This is a genomic window from Rhodococcus sp. H29-C3, from assembly GCF_030063405.1.
Classification (GTDB): Bacteria; Actinomycetota; Actinomycetes; order Mycobacteriales; family Mycobacteriaceae; genus Rhodococcoides.
The window spans coordinates 503,951-521,228 of the sequence record NZ_JASITC010000001.1; the positions used below are offsets into that span (position 1 = coordinate 503,951).

At 63.3% G+C, this 17,278-nt stretch carries 20 protein-coding genes; 7 read left to right on the plus strand and 13 right to left on the minus strand.

What is annotated here, in order from left to right; all coding sequences use genetic code 11:
• Positions 1-19 precede the first annotated feature (19 nt).
• Positions 20-1,117: an FUSC family protein gene (locus QMK32_RS02515; protein ID WP_283473158.1), complete on the minus strand. Its 1,098-nt coding sequence runs from the start codon at positions 1,115-1,117 to the stop codon at positions 20-22.
• Positions 1,118-1,154: 37 nt separating this feature from the next.
• Positions 1,155-1,571: a DUF3151 domain-containing protein gene (locus QMK32_RS02520; protein ID WP_283472779.1), complete on the minus strand. Its 417-nt coding sequence runs from the start codon at positions 1,569-1,571 to the stop codon at positions 1,155-1,157.
• 101 nt (positions 1,572-1,672) lie between these two features.
• Here QMK32_RS02520 and QMK32_RS02525 point away from each other — a divergent pair, with 101 nt between their 5' ends.
• Positions 1,673-2,464, plus strand: coding sequence for an Rv0361 family membrane protein (locus tag QMK32_RS02525; RefSeq protein ID WP_283472781.1), 792 nt, complete (start codon positions 1,673-1,675; stop codon positions 2,462-2,464).
• A gap of 92 nt (positions 2,465-2,556) precedes the next feature.
• On the opposite strand, the gene fbaA is transcribed toward QMK32_RS02525, so the two are convergent.
• Entirely contained in the window at positions 2,557-3,597 is a 1,041-nt protein-coding gene (fbaA, locus tag QMK32_RS02530) for a class II fructose-bisphosphate aldolase (protein WP_269306981.1), read from the minus strand.
• Positions 3,598-3,823: 226 nt separating this feature from the next.
• Between fbaA and QMK32_RS02535 the strand changes: the two genes are divergently transcribed.
• Positions 3,824-4,552 carry a VTT domain-containing protein gene (locus QMK32_RS02535; RefSeq protein ID WP_269306935.1) on the plus strand — a complete coding sequence of 243 codons (729 nt, stop codon included), beginning with the start codon at positions 3,824-3,826 and terminating at the stop codon, positions 4,550-4,552.
• Positions 4,553-4,612: 60 nt separating this feature from the next.
• Positions 4,613-5,263, plus strand: a complete 651-nt coding sequence (locus QMK32_RS02540; RefSeq protein ID WP_283473159.1) for a DedA family protein — start codon at positions 4,613-4,615, stop codon at positions 5,261-5,263.
• 19 nt (positions 5,264-5,282) lie between these two features.
• On the opposite strand, the gene QMK32_RS02545 is transcribed toward QMK32_RS02540, so the two are convergent.
• The 4 genes from QMK32_RS02545 to QMK32_RS02560 all read right to left on the minus strand — a co-directional run bounded on the left by QMK32_RS02545 (position 5,283) and on the right by QMK32_RS02560 (position 8,625).
• Positions 5,283-6,401 (minus strand): glycoside hydrolase family 76 protein, encoded by a 1,119-nt coding sequence (locus QMK32_RS02545; protein WP_283472783.1) that lies wholly within the window; start codon positions 6,399-6,401, stop codon positions 5,283-5,285.
• A 44-nt stretch (positions 6,402-6,445) separates the two neighbouring features.
• Positions 6,446-7,129 (minus strand): TrmH family RNA methyltransferase, encoded by a 684-nt coding sequence (locus QMK32_RS02550; RefSeq protein WP_502943507.1) that lies wholly within the window; start codon positions 7,127-7,129, stop codon positions 6,446-6,448.
• Positions 7,126-7,755 (minus strand): DUF6636 domain-containing protein, encoded by a 630-nt coding sequence (locus QMK32_RS02555; protein ID WP_283472784.1) that lies wholly within the window; start codon positions 7,753-7,755, stop codon positions 7,126-7,128. Before QMK32_RS02555 ends, QMK32_RS02550 begins: the two co-directional genes overlap by 4 nt.
• An 81-nt stretch (positions 7,756-7,836) precedes the next feature.
• A complete protein-coding gene (locus QMK32_RS02560; protein WP_502943508.1) occupies positions 7,837-8,625 on the minus strand; it encodes an SDR family oxidoreductase in 789 nt (262 codons plus the stop codon).
• Between the two features lie 87 nt (positions 8,626-8,712).
• On the opposite strand from QMK32_RS02560, the gene QMK32_RS02565 reads away from it, so the two are divergent.
• A complete protein-coding gene (locus tag QMK32_RS02565) occupies positions 8,713-9,165 on the plus strand; it encodes a hypothetical protein (protein ID WP_283472786.1) in 453 nt (150 codons plus the stop codon).
• On the opposite strand, the gene QMK32_RS02570 is transcribed toward QMK32_RS02565, so the two are convergent.
• Positions 9,130-9,801 (minus strand): lysoplasmalogenase, encoded by a 672-nt coding sequence (locus QMK32_RS02570; protein WP_283472788.1) that lies wholly within the window; start codon positions 9,799-9,801, stop codon positions 9,130-9,132. The two genes, QMK32_RS02565 and QMK32_RS02570, sit on opposite strands and share 36 nt — an antisense overlap.
• A gap of 127 nt (positions 9,802-9,928) precedes the next feature.
• Between QMK32_RS02570 and QMK32_RS02575 the strand changes: the two genes are divergently transcribed.
• The 3 genes from QMK32_RS02575 (at position 9,929) to QMK32_RS02585 (ending at position 13,186) form a co-directional block, all read left to right on the plus strand.
• Positions 9,929-10,528, plus strand: coding sequence for an Rv1733c family protein (locus tag QMK32_RS02575; protein ID WP_283472789.1), 600 nt, complete (start codon positions 9,929-9,931; stop codon positions 10,526-10,528).
• 275 nt (positions 10,529-10,803) lie between these two features.
• Positions 10,804-12,597 carry a hypothetical protein gene (locus QMK32_RS02580; protein WP_283472790.1) on the plus strand — a complete coding sequence of 598 codons (1,794 nt, stop codon included), beginning with the start codon at positions 10,804-10,806 and terminating at the stop codon, positions 12,595-12,597.
• Positions 12,587-13,186, plus strand: coding sequence for a class F sortase (locus QMK32_RS02585; RefSeq protein ID WP_283472792.1), 600 nt, complete (start codon positions 12,587-12,589; stop codon positions 13,184-13,186). The genes QMK32_RS02580 and QMK32_RS02585 overlap by 11 nt, the downstream gene beginning before the upstream one ends.
• Positions 13,187-13,194: 8 nt before the next feature.
• Here the strand turns inward: QMK32_RS02585 and pyrE are convergent, their stop codons facing one another.
• The 5 genes from pyrE to QMK32_RS02610 all read right to left on the minus strand — a co-directional run bounded on the left by pyrE (position 13,195) and on the right by QMK32_RS02610 (position 17,213).
• The gene (gene pyrE, locus QMK32_RS02590; RefSeq protein ID WP_283472794.1) at positions 13,195-13,743 is read right to left on the minus strand and encodes an orotate phosphoribosyltransferase; all 549 of its coding nucleotides are present in this window, start codon (positions 13,741-13,743) and stop codon (positions 13,195-13,197) included.
• Positions 13,744-13,838: 95 nt separating this feature from the next.
• Positions 13,839-14,384 (minus strand): LemA family protein, encoded by a 546-nt coding sequence (locus tag QMK32_RS02595; protein WP_283472795.1) that lies wholly within the window; start codon positions 14,382-14,384, stop codon positions 13,839-13,841.
• A gap of 61 nt (positions 14,385-14,445) precedes the next feature.
• Positions 14,446-15,258, minus strand: a complete 813-nt coding sequence (locus QMK32_RS02600) for an SDR family NAD(P)-dependent oxidoreductase (RefSeq protein ID WP_502943509.1) — start codon at positions 15,256-15,258, stop codon at positions 14,446-14,448.
• 79 nt (positions 15,259-15,337) lie between these two features.
• Entirely contained in the window at positions 15,338-16,156 is an 819-nt protein-coding gene (locus QMK32_RS02605; protein WP_283473164.1) for a TtfA family protein, read from the minus strand.
• Positions 16,157-16,223: 67 nt separating this feature from the next.
• On the minus strand, positions 16,224-17,213 hold the full coding sequence (locus QMK32_RS02610) for a DUF5666 domain-containing protein (RefSeq protein ID WP_283472797.1): 990 nt from the start codon (positions 17,211-17,213) through the stop codon (positions 16,224-16,226).
• Positions 17,214-17,278: the final 65 nt, after the last annotated feature.

The window sequence follows — 17,278 nt, forward strand, 5'->3', positions numbered from 1 at the left end:
ATGCAACGGGGTCGTCCCCTTACAGCACGTCCGGGGTCACACTCGGCTTCTCGACGGTCGGCGGCAGCGTCGCCAGAGCCGATATTCGCTTCAGACCGGCCACCTGCAGCAGATCGACGATGATCGACCGCAACTGAGCCAACACCACCGTCGCGGACAGACCAGCATTGTCGATCAGTTCAGGTTTCGCACCGGATGCGACCGACCGCAGCGCCCGCGCCGCGTCGGCCGCGTCGGGGCGCTGCCCGGGATCGGCGAGAATCATCCGTCGCAGCACATCCACCGCTTGCGAGAGCTTCTCGACCTCGTCGACGAGTCGCGGATCGAGTATCTCGTCGTCACGCACCAACGACAGTGACCGCCGTGCGAGCACCCGAATGTTGCGTACGGCATTGTCGAGCGGATCAGCTGTCTTGGCCAGACTCGCAAGACGGTTGCGTTGCCTCCAGTACAACGGTGAGATCCGCGCGATCTCTCGTCCGCCCTTCAGTTCACTGCGCAGAGTGTCGATATCGGACTGCGTCGCACGCGCCTTCTTCAACGCTTCCTCGATGGGCTTCGGGTCGTTGGCAACGAGACCGTCGGCCACCTTCTGCAGCACATCCGAGGCCGTTTTCAGAATTTTCGCCGCATCCTTACGCGCCCGCCACACTGGATGAGTCGGAATCAGTGCGACGATCGCGATCGCGACGAGACCGCCGACCAACGCGTCGACCATCCGGTCGATTCCACCGGTGTTTCCGGGTGGAATGAGCGTCGCAACAAGTACGGCCGAGGAGCCTGCCTGCATCGCAAAAATCGGACCGCCGTCGAGAAACACCGCGGCCGCCATCGCGAGTGCCACGACCAGAGCGAGCTGCCAGGGGCCGCTGCCGATCGCCGAAATGATCAGGTCGCCGACACCGATTCCCAGAGTGACGCCTACAACCAGTTCCGCCGAACGCCGCAACCTGGACCCCAGTGAGAGGCCGAGCGAGATGACGGCCGCAATCGGCGCGAAGAACGGAGTCGGGTGTCCGACGATGTCGGTAGCGACAAACCAGGCGACGCCGGCCGCCAAAGCACACTGAATAATCGGCAACAACGAAGACTGGAGCCGGAGACGCCCGGTCTTCAGCCGCGCCCTGCCACGCTTTGCCGTCGGGCGAAAGCGATCAGCCGAGGCCGAGCGCGTCCGCAGCTTTAGGGTCGCAGTCTTCCAGGAGGTCGAGGCAGCGGGCGTACTCGTCGTTCTCGCCGATATCGCGCGCAGCCTTTGCAAGAACGGCGACGCATCGGAGGAATCCTCGGTTCGGCTCATGGTTGTACGGGACCGGCCCGAACCCCTTCCATCCATTGCGACGCAGCTGATCGAGTCCGCGGTGGTAACCGGTGCGCGCATAAGCGTAGGCGGTGATCGTCTGTCCAGCGGTCCAAGCGCCTTCCGCCAAATAAGCCCAGGCAATCGAGGCCGTCGGATTGTCGGCAGCCACCTTTGCCGGGTCCTCGTGATTCAGAAGCGCGGACTCGGCCTCTTCGTCTCCAGGCAAGAGCGTCGGCTGCGGTCCAAGCAGGTCACCGAAAGAAGTCATGGACCCTATTGTGCCCCGACACTCTGCGCGCGTGCGTCCACCCACCCTTCCGCTCGCTAGGCTCGTCTGCGTCACACAGTCCGGTCAGTTGGGAGAACAGGGTGTCGGATCAGCAGGACAAGTCGAACGAGGTGGGCGAAGAGCCCGCCACCGAGGCGATTCGCAAACAAGAACCACCGGCCGCGAAGCAGCCGCCGACACAGAAGACCCCGCCTCCTGCTGCTCCCGATCCGTCCGAAGCGGAGACCACCGCCCTTGCCAAGGTGCCACCGGCTACCGAGCATCCCCACCCGGCGCCGTCGACCGTGAAGCCCTCCGGCGCCACGCCCGCTGCCCGACCGCCGGCTGCACCGCGACGCATCCCCGCGCGTGGTGAGCTCTCGCAGCCACAAGTACCGCCCCAGCGCATCGAACCGACGCCGAGCACTCCGTCGCGGAAGTCCGAGAGCAGAAAATGGATCGCCGCGCTCGTGGGTGCGTTGGTCCTGATCGCCGCCATCGGCGTCGCGGGATTTGCCTACCTCTCGCGCGACGACGAGGGCAGTTCGGTCGATGCGCAGATCAGAACGTCGATCCAATCGTTCACGCAAGCATTGAGCACCGGAGATCTAGCGACTCTCCGCAGCGCCTCGTGCGGCGAACTTGCCACCTTCTACCGCGATATTCCGGACGCCGATTTCGCCGACGTCCACCGCATTGCCGTCGAGCAGGGCAATGTTCCGGTCGTGGAAAGCATCGATGCCATTCAGGTGACCGGCGACACCGCGATTGCGCAGGTCCTTGCGCACACTGCGGCCAATCCCGCCGACACCTCACCCCGCACCTTCGACCTGCGCCGTGACGGCGATGTGTGGAAAGTCTGCAGCCCGAGTAGCCCCGCACCCCCCGAGTAGCCCCTGATTACGCAGTGGCACCCCTGATCACGCCCAGCACTCGGCCCCACAACGAAAGCGCGTTGCGGGGCCGAGTCGGTCGAGAGTGGGTTTTATCCGGCAGACACGCTGCGGCCGGCGGACTTCAGGTCGTTGCACGCCTCGATGACGCGAGCGGTCATCCCTGCTTCGGCCTTCTTCAGGTAACTGCGGGGGTCGTAGACCTTCTTGTTGCCGACCTCGCCGTCGACCTTCAGGACGCCGTCGTAGTTGCTGAAGAAGTGCCCGGCGATCGGCCGACTGAATGCGTACTGGGTATCGGTGTCGACGTTCATCTTGACGACGCCGTAACCGAGTGCCTCTTCGATCTCACTCTTCGCCGACCCCGATCCACCGTGAAAGACGAAGTCGAACGGCTTGGAACCCTCGGCAAGACCAAGATGCTCCGACGCGACCTTCTGGCCGTCGGCGAGCACCGAAGGCTTCAGCTTGACGTTGCCCGGCTTGTAGACGCCGTGCACGTTGCCGAACGTTGCTGCGAGCAGGTAACGCGATCCCGCGTCGCCGGCACCTAGGGCTTCGACGGTCTTGAGGAAATCCTCGTTCGAGGTGTAGAGCTTGTCGTTGATCTCGGCCTCGACGCCGTCTTCTTCGCCGCCGACGACGCCGATTTCGATCTCGAGAATGATGCGTGCTGCCGCTGAGAGCGCAAGCAGCTCCTTGGCGATCTCGAGGTTCTCATCGATCGCGATCGCGGAACCGTCCCACATGTGCGACTGAAAGAGCGGGTTCTTGCCCGCGTCGACGCGCTCCTGGGACAGGGCGATCAGCGGACGTACGTAGGTGTCGAGCTTGTCCTTCGGGCAGTGATCAGTGTGCAGCGCGATGGTGACGTCGTATCGCGCAGCGACCACGTGAGCGAACTCGGCGAGGGCTGCCGCGCCGGTGACCATGTCCTTGATCCCCAGGCCCGACGCGAACTCGGCGCCGCCCGTCGAGAACTGAATGATGCCGTCGCTACCTGCATCGGCGAAGCCTTTGATGGCGGCATTGACGGACTCGGAACCTACGCAGTTGATAGCCGGAAATGCGAATTGGTGTTCCTTCGCCCGGCCAAGCATCTCGGCGTAGACCTCGGGAGTTGCGATCGGCACGGCGGATTCCTCCATGTAAAGAGTCGATCGGCGAGCGCTCACGCGTAGCGGCGCGCGCCGTGTGTCCTCTGCAGTATGGCAACTCAACGGCGCTGTGTCGCCCGGGACCCACCAACACCTGTCGCAGGGTCTCTGAAATCGATCGCGACTAATCGGACAGCCCCGTATCCGGTGGTCGAAACCTGTTGTTCAGGTTCTCCCAGGTTCGGCCGGTAGTGTGAGCGCCGTGAGTTTCAATGCCGCCTCGGAATCCGTGACGACCAACCTGGCTTTGCTGCCCGGGTTCCTCGATCCGGTCAACCTGCTCAATTCGTTCGGCACCTGGGTGTTGGTCGGATTGTTGCTAGTCGTTTTCATCGAATCGGGGTTGCTGTTTCCCCTGCTACCCGGTGATTCGCTGCTGTTCACAGCAGGGCTGATCGCGGCCTCCAAGTCGACGGACATCGAGCCGTTCGCACCTATCTGGCTCTTGCTGATCTTGATTCCCATCGCCGCGATCCTCGGTGACCAGGTGGGGTTCTTCATCGGCTCCAAGGGCGGTACCGCCCTCTTCAAATCGAACGATGCGCGCTTCTTCAAGAAGAAATACATCGACGAGTCGCATGCATTCTTCGAAAAACACGGGCCTATCACCATCATCCTCGCGCGCTTCGTTCCGATCGTTCGCACTTTTGCCCCCGTCGTCGCGGGTGCGTCGAAGATGAAGTATTCGCTGTTCCTGACCTACAACATCGTCGGAGGCATCCTCTGGGGTGCAGGTGTGACGATGCTCGGCTACCTGCTCGGCCAGATCGATTTCATTCGCGAGCACGTCGACATCATCTTCATCATCATCGTTCTCGTCTCGGTGTTGCCGATCGTCATCGAGGTCGGCAAACGGATGATCAAGGCACGCAAGACTCCGTTGGCCGAAGCGACCGAGTCGATCGAATCGCAGAGGGACGCCACTTCCTGACATGGTGCGTCGCGCATGATCGGCCAGATCAACGTACAAGCGTCCGAGACGCTAACGGCAATGGGCAGTTTCGGACCGCTCACCACTGCCGGTCCTCTTGTCGTATGGATCATCGTCGTCGCCTTCGTGTTCCTCGAATGCGCTGTCATCATCGGCCTGTTCCTTCCCGGTGACTCGATGCTCGTCACCGCAGGAATCGTCATGGCCACACACTCTTCCGGAGTCGGGCACATCTGGGCACTGTCGGTGGGCGCGATGATCGCCGCGATCGCCGGAAATCAAGCCGGATACGTCATCGGCCACCGCACCGGCTCCAAGCTCGTCGCACGCAAAGACGGCAAGTATCTCAACACGAAGAACCTGCACAAAGTGAATGTCCTGCTGGAAAAACACGGCTTCTGGGCGGTACTCGTCGCTCGCTGGATTCCGTGGGTCCGCACGCTCTGCCCGATGGTCGCAGGCGCAGCAAACATGAACCACCGCAAATACACGATTGCCAGCACCCTGGGCGCCATCATCTGGGCGCCGGTGCTGCTGCTCATCGGCTTCTACTTCGGCAGCTTCCTCGAACAGGTCCCGTGGCTACTACCGGCGGTATTGATCGCGATGATCGTCGCGCTCGTACTGGGCACCGCACTCGGCATCTGGCAGTACCGCAAAGAGATGGCCCGACCGACGGAGATTGTCGAGGTGGAAGAGGTTCACGAGTGAATCCTCGGGCAGTACTTCGCTAGCGGAAGCCGGCCGCGGAGACGACGTGGGCGGCTTCCATCAACATCCACCCACCTAGTTGGACCGATAGATCGCGCTCGGGAATCCTGGACGAGCGGACTGTCCCACCGGTGAACGTGGCAATGGAATGCCCCGATCCGGGCAGGCGCGCCTCCTTGTTCCAGGCGGCACCGAACAGCGGATGGTCCTCGACCTCGAGTCGGTTCTCCCACGCGGCCTCCGCCGATGCAAGAACGATCGATGCCGCCAGCGAGCGAGCCTGTTCGTCCTCGTCGCACTCACCGGGGAGCGTCGTGGCGACGAAAGCAAGGTTACGTGCCAAAATTCCGTCGAACAGACCACCGTCGCCCCCGCCCACGCCCCCGCCCACGATCACCAGGTCCCGACACAGGTGGGTCTCCACGGCGGCAACCAGCGCATGAACGCGTGTGCGATGTCGCGGCGCATCGAGACGAACTGCCAATTCGGTCTCGACCCCGAGCACGACGCCCTGGCAGTAGCTGAACACTGCACGATCGAGCACGCCACCGGTGCGAATGCCGTCGAGCATCAGACCCGTCGCTGGGTCGCGCAGGTTCGCGTCCATCCAGTCCGCCATGGCCTGTGCGCGCCACAGCCGACCGGTGCGAGCAAGCAGTATCGACGCAGGCCCGTTCGCCGGAGTGTTGTAGAAATCGTCACCCTTGCGCCACGGTATTCCGCCGCCCTTCTTCGGTGCCCAGGCGTCGAACAACTCCAACTCGATCGTGTGGATCGCCGACCGATGGTCGACGGCGTGCAACCGCTGCGATCGCTCCAGCGCAAGGCCGAGCCATGCCATGTCGTCGTAATAGTTGTTGGTCCATCCGGTGATGTTCCGAATGCGATGTGCACGAGCAATTTTGGACAACTTCCTGCGACGCTTGGCAGTGGGCGCCCGCGTCGCCGCGTCGACAGCACAGTCCAGCAAGTGCGCCTGCCACCAGTAATGCCAACGTCCGAACAGTCGTTCACGCCGGACGGGCGGCCACGCCACCACTCCTAGGGCGGTGCCGGGCAGTCCCCACAATCGACGTACGTGGCGCGCGTAGACCGCCCCCTCCGCAGCGTCTGCACGCTGCGACCATTGCTCCTGCATACACCGATCCTGCCATTACCGGCAAAGCGAGTGACACAAGGAGGTCAGGTCCACGCCTGAGACAAGTCCGCGTGCTGCCGAACCCAGGAATGCATGGCGATACCCGCGGCAACACCGGCGTTGATACTTCGAGTCGAACCGAACTGGGCAATGGACACCGTCATCGAGGCGCCGCCGCGGGCTTCCTCCGTCACTCCCGGGCCCTCCTGACCGAACAACAGCACGCAGTCACGCGGAAGATCCGCCGTTTCCAGCGGCACCGAGCCCGGTGTGTTGTCCACGGCGACAACGGTCAGCGAGTTCGCCCGGGCGAACTCGAGCAAGTCGGCGACCGTGGCGTGGTGGTGAATGTGTTGATAGCGATCGGTGACCATTGCACCCCGCCGATTCCACCGACGACGACCGACGATGTGAACTGCCTGCGCAGCAAAAGCATTGGCCGTCCGGACCACGGTGCCGATGTTGGCGTCGTTCGCGAAATTCTCGATCGCGACGTGCAGACTGTGCCGACGACTGTCGATGTCCGCAACGATCGCCTCGCGTGTCCAATATCGATAGGCGTCGACGACATTGCGTCGATCTCCATTGTCGAGCAGTTCGGCGTCGTAACGAGCATCGGTCGGACACGGCAACGCGTACTCTTCGATCCACGGTCCGACACCATTGGGGGCCTCACCCCACTCGGTCGGGCCGGCATCGGCTGCGACTCCGGATTCCTTGTCGCTCAAAATGTTTCGTTACTGTCGGCAGCAATGCGGAAACCATGACCGGTCTCGTCGTTGTTGCAGGAGATACCGTCGGCGGCCGAGATGCACGTGTAGCCGTCGCCGACGATCTGTTGACCCACCTCGAGCGGCGGGTCGATCGTTTCACCACCCGAGGTGTACACCGCGCCACCGGAGCACATGAACTCGGCTACGCCTTCGTTCGTGACGCGAATTCCGTTGCCCCAGCTGATCATGCACGATTCGGGCCGCGGTGGAACCGGCGTGGTCGTGCCTTGACAGCCTGCTTCCGTCCGCGAAGGAAGAGTGACGATTCCGCACTGGAACTGCCCGTCCGGAGAACTGAAATAGTAGGCGCCCTGTAGCGGGGCATACGTAGTCTGCGGCATCGGCGGCGGTGGCGGCGGTGGCGGCGGTGGCGGCGGAGCAGGCTCGGTCGTCGTGGGAATCGGCGCCTCGGTAGGGGTGACGGGGGCAGGTGCGACCGTCGTCGTAGTGGTAGCGGCGGGCGCACTCGTCACACTCGGCGGCGAGGTTGCGGCCACCTCCGCACCGGACTCACTGCCACATGCCGTCAACAATGCCATCACCGCCAGGACTGCCGCTGCTGCAAGACGCTTGTCCACCATGAAATACCCCGACCCCGCTCTCGCTGACCTGTTCGCAGTGCGACCCTACCGGCGCACCGCGACAAGCACTGTGGGGGTGGGTCAGGTGTGGCTCAAGCGCCGGTTGATCTCACGCGTCAGCCATGCTGGGGAGAATCTCGACCCGAGGGTCATCACCTTGGACTGCAGACCCACTGGGAAATGGACCTTGTGCAGCAGGCGCTTCGAAGGCCGGGTGGCGTCGAAGATCGCTTCGGCGACATCGTCGGCCGTGAGCTTGATTCCGAGCGAGTTGGTGGTGCCCGTGGACACACCCTGGGTCATCGCGGTCTGCACGAACAGCGGCCACATCGCCTTCACCGAGATGTCGTACTCGGCCCATTCGAGGTCGAGGGCCTCGGTGATACCGCGGACTGCGAATTTCGTCGCGCCGTAGGTGACAAGTTCAGGCTGGCCGTAGATCGCAGATGCGGAACAAAGGTTGATGACCTGGGCGCCGGGGGTGGCCTTCAGATACGAGAATGCGGCGAGAGTGCCGTAGACGACGCCGTTGAAGTTGATGTCGATTTGACGCTTGTGCACAGCGAGCGGTATCTCTTCGAATTTGCCTGCGACGAGGATGCCCGCGTTGTTGATCAGGACGTCGAGTCGCCCGCCGGACTCCCTTTCGAACTCAGTCAGGCGATCTGCCCACTGAACCGGGTCGGTGACGTCGAGAACTCCCGTGATGACCCGGCCACCGGCCGCGGCTATCTCCTTGCTCAGCGACGCCAATCCGGTCTCGTCGATGTCATAGGCCCCGACGAGGTATCCCGAGCGAGCGAATTTCAATGCGGTGGACCGTCCGATTCCGGCTGCCGCGCCGGTGATGAACACAGTTCGAGTAGGCACACCGACAGGATATGGGTTACTAGAATTATCGGTAAACACTTCGACCGTTTTCGGGACTACGCTGAATGAGTCTTCGAGGAGATTTCGGTGAATCACGAAAAAGTTCTGCGCTCGGTTGCCTTCGTCGCTGTCGGCTACCTCATCGTGCTGATCATCTGGGCCGGCTTACTGCGAACGCATACACCGCCCGGTACTCTGCCCTACCAAATTGTCGGCCTGGTTGCCGGATTCGGTACGGCGCTCGCATTGGCCATGATGGTCGCCAACCGCCCCACTGCCGAACAGCGACGACTGGCCAAGAACGGGGTCGAGGGCTGGGCGACGGTCGAGGCGAGCCGAAGGATCGACGAGAGGAAGATGGAACTCGACTTGGCGTTCACAGTGCCCGGTTCGGATTCCTACGTCGGCAGGATCGTCTACTCGATACCCCCTTCGGAGACGACGCGATTCGAAACCGGTCGAACCTTGCCGATCCTGGTCGACCCGTCGGATCACCACCGTGTCCTACTTCTGCCTGCTGAATCCTTCGACGAGAAGTAGCTGAGCGGCGGAATACGTCGCCAGAATCGCACCTTCGACGACCCGCCGAGACATCTCGCTCGAAAGATAGAGCCGCCGGTACACGATCAACGCGTCGGAGACGGTGAACAGGATTCCGCCCAGCGCCTGCCAGGAACGCGGATCGGAATTCGGCACCACGACACCCGCGTACACGTCCGCTCCTGGTGCGGACGCTGGATCTGCAGCCAACGTCGACATCGCCGCCAGAGCTACGCCGTACCCGGCCAATCCCGGGGCCACCTTCGGTGACTTTTTTGCCAACTGTGACGACGCCACCGCCCAACCGGCGAAGCGCGGTACGGCGGCGGCCAGCGTCGGTCGACTACCAGCCGAAGCGAGAAGGACGCAATAGCAGCCCTGCATGACAGCGAAGGCTCCGGCTCCGCGCAAAATCTTGGAATCGTCATCCGGGTCCATCAACAGAACGTCGCCGACGGTTGCGGCTGAGAGCGCCACCCCGAGGACCGGCGAGAAGCGCCGCATCCCGAGCGCAAGCGCAGGGACGATGAGCGGCTTGGCTACCCGGTGCATCATCTCGTTCCCGGTGACCGCACCGACCACCGTCGCGATCGCAGCCGAACCAAATGCAGCACGTGAGAACGTCGTTCGTTTCATCGGACTTGTTTCCTCCATCGCTGGCTGAGCAGAGCAAATATGTGATGCTGACCCCGAATGCTTGATCGCAAGCCCCAAGGTTGCCATGGTGATGGTTGGACACGCGAGAGAACACGTGGGGACTACGATGCGTCGAAAGCATGCACAGCACGCCGGAACGGCCCGATCGCATCATTTTGCCGAGCGAAACCCATTGGTTCGCCGCTCGGACCGCATTCAGTCCACCATCAAGACCACCGTCTTCACCCTGATGATCCTGATGTTGCCGGTAGCTGCGTGGATCGGAATGTCCACCCTCGCCACCGTGCAGAGTCGGGTCGCCGCACAGGAGAGCAGTGTCCACCAGGTCACTGCCACCACCACCGCCGTCGCCGATACCGCACCCGTCCTGCAGGGCGAAGTCGGATCGGTTACGAGCACCACCGTCGAGGCGACGTGGAGCTATGACGGGCTCGACCATCACGGACAGGTCTCCCAGCCGACAGGCAGTCCCTCCGGCACCCAGCTCCCGATATGGATCAACCGCGACGGCGACCCGACCGCACCTCCGGCAACCATGGCCGATGCCGTCGTCACGGCACTGTTCACCGGATTCGGCAGCCTCTTCGCCGCCGCATCTGTTCTCGTCGGCACCTATTTCGCTGTCCGATTTCGTCTCGACGCCCAAAGGTACGACGAGTGGGACCGCGAGATCGAGGTACTTCTGGACGAGAACAGCCCGACCTGATCGAGCGGTAGTTGCGCGTCGACTACTCCCCCGCTGCCTGTACGAGGTACGGAAAATCACAGTCGCCTATCGACGCAGCTCAGCCACCCAAACCACTTCAGTCACAGGCGTCCCACACGTAACACTTCTATAACCAAACCCGAAGTAAAGCTTTGAAGACCGTCAGGTCCGTTACGGTCTTGGAACGCTCGTATGCATGTCTCACTGACTTGAATTCCGTGTCGGGGCGGAAATACGGCGGCTCAGACCGCTACCGACTGAAGGGCTCCACATATATGTCGCACAAATCGATCTCTAGGTCTCGGCGTGCCCGCATTGCCGCGGCCGGCGCGGTAGTCGCAATGTCGTTGACGGTCGCCGCACCCGGCATCGCCTACGCAGAAGATCCCACTACGCCTCCCAGCGTCAGCGAAGAGACGACACCGACCGACGAAACGGCCCCTGATACCGGCGAGAGCGCATCCGAGAGCGTGGTGCCCAACGCCGCCGTTCCTGCGGCCAACGAGGGTGACGCCGCCGAGGTCGGACCGATCGCCCCCCTCGAGGCACCGTCCGCCGAGCGCCCACTGCCTCAGGTCACGGCCGGCGTAGTCATCAACGACGACGGCACCGCGACAATCGACGTCGCCGTCGTCCCGCAGCTATCCGAAGCGGAGAAGAAGGCGCTCGCCGACGCAGAGATCGCCAGCAAGGCCGCCGCAGAAGCCTCGGTCGCCGCCCAGACTCGCTACGACGCAGCAGTCGTCGCAGCAGCAGCCTCCGACACCGCGGCAGCCAAAGCCGAGCTCGATGCCGCAGGCGCCGCGCTGACCGCGACCGACGCCACGAAGGCAGCAGAAGCGGCCAAGGTTGCCAGCATCGCGGCCTCCGCCGCGGCCACCGTAGCCAAGGACGACAAGGCAGTGTTGGATGCCAAGGTCGCCGAAACGAAGACCGCCGCCGAAACAGCGAAGTCAGAAGCCGAGTCCGCCGAGAAAAAGGCAATCGAACTCGAGGCCACAGCCGCAGCAGCGGGTGACCCCGAAGCCGTCGCAGCCGCCGCCGAAGCACGGGCAGAGGCCGACGCGAAAGCAGAAATCGCGTTGACTGCACAAGCCGACTTCGACAAGTCGACGACGGAATTGCGCGAGTCCGTGGCCGCCGTCGAAGAAGCGTTCAAGAAGTTCAACCTCGCGAAGGTGACCGCAGCCGTCCGCGCGGCAGTGGCTACCGCGGCCCGCTCGGCCTCACTGGCCGTCGAGGCCAGAGCGACTGCGGAAGCGTCCGCGGCTGCAGACGCCAGAGCAACCGAGCTCGAAGCAGATGCTGCGGCGAGCACTGAGGAGGCCGCAGCCGCGACCAAGGCCGCCGAGGAAGCACGGACTGCCGCAACCAAGGCTGCTGCAGATCTGAAGACAGCGGAGGCCGAGGCCGCCGCTGCAGCCGAAGCTGCCGCGACTGCAGGTGACAACGTCGCCGATCTGGAAGCGAAGGCGACCGCAGCAGCCGCAGCACTCACCAAAGCCGAAGCCGACGCCACCGCCGCGACGGAGAAGGCCGACGCGCTCGCAGCCACCGCGGCCACCGCGGAAGCAGACGCAAAGACCAAGGCCGAGGCAGTGACCGCAGCGAAGGCCGAGGCTGCAACGGCCAAGACCGCAGCCGAGACCGCAGCCAAGGCCGAAGCAGACCTGAAGAATAAGGCCGCCGAGCTCGCCGCCAGTGGCCCGAAGCTCAGTTTGACCATCAACCTCGGTGGAACCGCACACGACGACGTCGACAGCACCAAGGTCGACGAGACCACCGTCGTCGTCGACGAGACCGGCGTCGAACTGATCGGTGTCTTCAACGAAGACGGTTCCTTCACCGTCGCCGACTACTTCACCACGAACGACCAGGGCGTCATGATGGTTGCCGGTGAATTGCCTGCCGTCGATCTGGCGCTGGGCGATTCAGCCGATTCGGCATCGAGCGGTTCTTCCGACTCCAGTACTCTGCCGGCGATCCTTGCCGGTGTCGGAGTCGTCGCCGTGGCCGCAGTCGGTGGCGGACTATACCTGCGTCGCCGCAACGGTGCCGATGCTTCGTAGATCCATCTGGGTCACCACTGCGGCACTACTCATCGCTGTATCCGGTTGCGCGAGTGACGGTTCCGACGTGAGCGGTCCCAGCAGGGAGTCGGTGGAGGCGCAGATTTCTGCGCCTTCACCGACTGCCGCGGTCGTCGATCCGGCCCAGCCCGACGCCATCGAACTGCGATCGTCCGACGGCGTCACCTACATGAGCAGCCCGGTCAATCCGGACGGACTCTTCCGCGGAGGAGACAGTGGACAGGTACTGAATCCTGTCGACGAGCGACCTGCATGGTGGGCCGAGAGCGGGCTACCGGGGACTGATGCTCAACAGACCGTAGTGGTTGTGGGCCACAACTATTCGAAGAAGGACGCACCGTTCAAGGCGCTCGGCGTCGCACAGCCGGGCGACCGAGTCGTACTCGATACCCCCAACGGAATTCTCGAGTACGCAGTGGAAAGCGTCGGCCCACTGCCGAAGGGTTCGCTACTGGGCGACAACGACCTTCGCCGCTCGGTGCCGGGAAGGTTGATCCTCGCCAACTGCGACGTTCGCGGCGGCGAACCGACGAACGACAACTTCATCGTGGTCGCTCAGTTGTTGTAGTTGGGCTCCTACAAACCTAGATCGCCCAGTCCGAGGAGCGAGCGATATTCGAGCCCCTCGGCGGCAATGACGTCGTGGGCGCCAGTTGCCCTGTCCACGACGGTGGCAACTCCGACGACCGTCGCACCCGCCTCCCGCAGCGCAGCGACGGCGGTCAGCGGCGAATTGCCGGTTGTTGTGGTGTCTTCGACAACCAACACGCGCTTGCCGACAATGTCGGGTCCCTCGATCTGGCGCTGCATTCCGTGCGCCTTCGCTGCCTTCCGCACGACGAACGCATCGATCGGGCGACCCGGCGCATGCATGACCGCGAACGCAACGGGATCGGCGCCCATCGTCAATCCGCCGACCGAGTCGAAATCCCAGTCCGCGACGAGTTCACGCATCAACGAACCGATCAGCGCGCTCGCTCGGTGATGGAGCGTCGCACGGCGTAGGTCGACGTAGTAGTCGGCCTCTTTCCCCGAAGACAACGTCACCTTGCCGTGAACGATGGCAAGTTCGCGTACGAGGCCGGCCAATTCGGCCCGCTCGGCATTGTCGGCGCTGATGGCCATGAAGAAATCCCTTCGGTCGTCTCCGGAGAATCTACCGACTCCTCTGTCGGTCGACCGACAGAGGATCAGGCAAGCTGCGCGGGCATGTTGTCAGATTATTCGCCGGCCGACGCGGCATGCTCGACGAACGGCTCTGGATCCGGCACCTTCAACGCCTCCGCTACCAACTTCGACGGGAACGTCGTACGCGCCAGCGAGAGTCGGTATGCGTTGTCGTTGTACACCCGCACTGCGCCTGCGATCCGTTTCTCGGTCGTCTCCAGATCCCCGGCCGGACCTTGAAAGGCCCAAGTGGTCTTGAGCTTGGGATGCATGTCCGACTCCGCGAGCACCGAGTGCACGGCGGCGGACAGCGCATTCTCCGCTGCAGCCTGTGCGTTGAGACCCAGTTCGCGTTCGCGGACTGCTTTGGACCACGACCGAGCACCGACCAGGGCCCGGACCGTTTTCCGATCGAGGCCCGAGGACTCGACGGCAGCGATGAACGGCTCCAGCTGAACGTGGCGGCGATCGAGTTCGACGGTCACGAGATGTCGACTCGCAGCGGTGCGCGAGGAATAGCGTCGGACCCGCCGTCCGAGGCTCACTATGTAAGCAAGAAGAACGAGTACGAGGATCGCAAGAACCACGAAAACAGTCACGAGGTATGAATTTATCGGTGTTCGGCCCGACACGCCCGCAGGCTCGCCCGCGTCGCGCGAATCAGGTCCGTCCGCGTCCTCGTCCGACAAGGTTGGTCAGCTTCCGGACCACACTTTTCGGCACCTTGCTGCCGACGGCCGTCAGTACTTTGTACTGCGCTCCGGGAATGCTGATGACCTTGCCTTTGTCCAGATCCTTCATCGAGGTCTGCACGACCTGGTCGACGTTCAACCACATGAAGCGCGGGATCGAAGACATTTCGATACCCGCCCGCTGATGGAACTCGGTCTTGATGAAACCAGGGCACAAGGCCTGAATCCGAACGCCGGTGCCGGCGAGACCACCGGACAATCCTTCGGAGAACGAGATGACGTATGCCTTCGACGCCGAGTAGGTAGAGCCTCGTCCAGCCAACAAGCCGGCCACACTCGCGACGTTGATCACGGTGCCCTTGGCCGCGGCAACCATCGACGGAAGCGCTGCTCGAGTGAAGTGCATGACGGCAGTGACATTGACGTCCAACTGCGACTGCAGCAGTTCGGGGTCCGCGGTCCAGAATTCACCCGAGGTACCGAAGCCCGCGTTGTTGACCAAATACTCGACTCCCAGTTCCAAACGCGCGATCACGGTCTCGCGCCCGGCCGAGGTTGCCAGATCCACGGCAATGATCTCCGAGTTCGCACCGAATCCGACGCGCAGATCGTCGGCGAGGGCTCGCAGCTTCAACTCGTTGCGAGCGACGAGCACGAGGTCGTATCCACGCGATGCCAGATGACGTGCAAATTCGCCGCCGAGTCCCGAAGTGGGACCGGTGACGAGCGCGACGGGGCGCGATGCGGGTGCGGACACAGGTTCGATCGACTCAGCAGTCATAGACGTGAAGGCTATCTTCTCGCAGCTACTTGTTGGCGTCTTGAAAGAACCCGATGTCGTTCCGATCGATCGATTGCCCTCAGGACTCGCGTCGGCGCCGTTCCGCGTCGCGATTGATCGGAGTCGGGCCGCTCGGGCGTCGCGGCGGGTCCACGGGTGCGGATAAGGGCGGGCGCGGAGCCTGCCGAGGTGCGGGTGCCGGTGCCGGTGCGGGTGGGTTCGGCGCATGCCCGCCCCCGTCGGCGTCGGAGTCGGGGCGGCGACGCGGCAAGTCGGCTCGGGGAGCGGCAGGGCGGTTCCGGACTGGTGGCAGTACGTGAAGAAGTCCCGACAGTCTCGCCACCGCGTCGATAGCGGCATCCCAATCTCTACCCGTGCTGCCCAGCGGCACCGACCCCAGTGCCCATTCACTTTCGCTCCACAGTAACGACACGTGCGCCGGGACGGACTCGGTGAAGGCCGCCATACGCTGATCGCAGACCCGGCGAGCGATTTCGATATCTGTGGCGAACACGACGCGCGGGCCGATCGACCCGAGCAATTCCATATCCTTCTCACGCGGAGGCGGAGTCGATTTGAGACGAAGATCGATATCGACGTCGGACCCGACGGGACGCTTGACCGCCACGATGGTCGAAGTCTCCTCGACGTCGAAGAGCACGAACTTCTCGCCCCTACGGACACCGCGGACTACGTCGAGAGCAATCGCATCGTCGAGCTTGGCCAGCGCTGCCCGATGAAAATGAGAGATCAGTTGATCATCCGTCGGGGCGTACGTATAGCCCTGGGCCTTCGCCCACATCTGTCGAACTCGCCCGAGCTGATCGCGGCGCGACCGATCGACATAGAGAAGGGCGACCGCGCCCGCAAGCGCGATCACTGCTAGTCCGAACCACATAACCGTCATCGGTGATCACCTTATAGCGTGCTGGGTGGGGTGCCTGCGTCGATGGAGCCGGGAGGGTTCAGCCACCGAATTTGGGCACTTCGATGATGACCTCGGCCGTGATGGATCCGCCTTCGACAGGTGCACCATTGACGACGACCAAGGATCCGACCTTCAGATCGGAGAGGTCGAATCCCGACAGGGAGATAACCTCGGTCTGCGGGGTCGTAGTGACCGTTACCGGAGCGCCGTCGACACCGTTGATCGAGATAGTGGCGCCGTCGATCGCAGTGATGGTTCCGACCGCAGCACCCGCCCCACCGAGTATCTCCGGAATCCCACCGGGCACGAGTCCACCGGGCGCCGAAGGAACGACGGGCGCGCGAGGCGGTGTACTGGGCAGCGGAGCCGAACTCTGGGGCAGCGTCCTGGTGATTCCGGGCGACGCAGTGACCTCGGAATCCGAGGACCGATTGGTGAGAAAGAGAATCCCAGCGAGTATCACGACGACAAGGACTGCCAGGGCAAGGAGTGCAACGAGCCACTTGTTGGACGAGTCACCGCCGGAACCACCGCCCGAGGCCTCGACCGGTGTCTCCCCCGTGTAACCGGGAGGCTGACCATACTGCTCCGGGTTTACCGCGTACTGCTGGTTCGCTGCATACTGCTGGTTCGCGGCGTACTGCTGGTTGGCTGCGTACTGCTGGTTGGGGTCGTACGGGGGCATGGCCTGAGTAGGGTTCGGCTGCTGTGGATACGGCTGCCCGTACTCATGACCCGGTGACTGCGGAAAACCGAACTGCTGAGTGGACTGGTCCGGATACGGCTGGCCAGTTGGGTAAGGCTGTGTACCGGGGTAGGGCTGGCCAGTCGGATAAGTCTGCCCAGCGGGATAAGTCTGGGAGTCCGGGTACTGCTGATACTGCTGGCCACCCGGGTGCTGCTGGGGTTGCCAGACCTCGGTGGGCTGATCGTTCTCGGATCCCTCGGGCAACGGGTTCGCGGTGCCATCTGCCCAGGACCGATCGCTGCCCCGAGGCCGATCACGCGGCTCATCCGGATTCGTCATGTTCACGAGGGTACGTCCGAAGTAGGGCCCACCGGAAAGTATCCGGTGGACCCTACTTCCATCAG

Excerpts from the sequence above, each read along its gene's own strand:
- QMK32_RS02520 (WP_283472779.1), bottom strand. The coding sequence starts at position 1,571 with ATGACTTCTTTCGGTGACCTGCTTGGACCGCAGCCGACGCTCTTGCCT.
- QMK32_RS02540 (WP_283473159.1), top strand. The coding sequence starts at position 4,613 with ATGGGCAGTTTCGGACCGCTCACCACTGCCGGTCCTCTTGTCGTATGG.
- QMK32_RS02545 (WP_283472783.1), bottom strand. The coding sequence starts at position 6,401 with ATGCAGGAGCAATGGTCGCAGCGTGCAGACGCTGCGGAGGGGGCGGTC.
- QMK32_RS02555 (WP_283472784.1), bottom strand. The coding sequence starts at position 7,755 with ATGGTGGACAAGCGTCTTGCAGCAGCGGCAGTCCTGGCGGTGATGGCA.
- QMK32_RS02570 (WP_283472788.1), bottom strand. The coding sequence starts at position 9,801 with ATGAAACGAACGACGTTCTCACGTGCTGCATTTGGTTCGGCTGCGATC.
- QMK32_RS02575 (WP_283472789.1), top strand. The coding sequence starts at position 9,929 with ATGCGTCGAAAGCATGCACAGCACGCCGGAACGGCCCGATCGCATCAT.
- QMK32_RS02580 (WP_283472790.1), top strand. The coding sequence starts at position 10,804 with ATGTCGCACAAATCGATCTCTAGGTCTCGGCGTGCCCGCATTGCCGCG.
- QMK32_RS02585 (WP_283472792.1), top strand. The coding sequence starts at position 12,587 with ATGCTTCGTAGATCCATCTGGGTCACCACTGCGGCACTACTCATCGCT.
- pyrE (WP_283472794.1), bottom strand. The coding sequence starts at position 13,743 with ATGGCCATCAGCGCCGACAATGCCGAGCGGGCCGAATTGGCCGGCCTC.
- QMK32_RS02600 (WP_502943509.1), bottom strand. The coding sequence starts at position 15,258 with ATGACTGCTGAGTCGATCGAACCTGTGTCCGCACCCGCATCGCGCCCC.
- QMK32_RS02605 (WP_283473164.1), bottom strand. The coding sequence starts at position 16,156 with ATGTGGTTCGGACTAGCAGTGATCGCGCTTGCGGGCGCGGTCGCCCTT.
- QMK32_RS02610 (WP_283472797.1), bottom strand. The coding sequence starts at position 17,213 with ATGACGAATCCGGATGAGCCGCGTGATCGGCCTCGGGGCAGCGATCGG.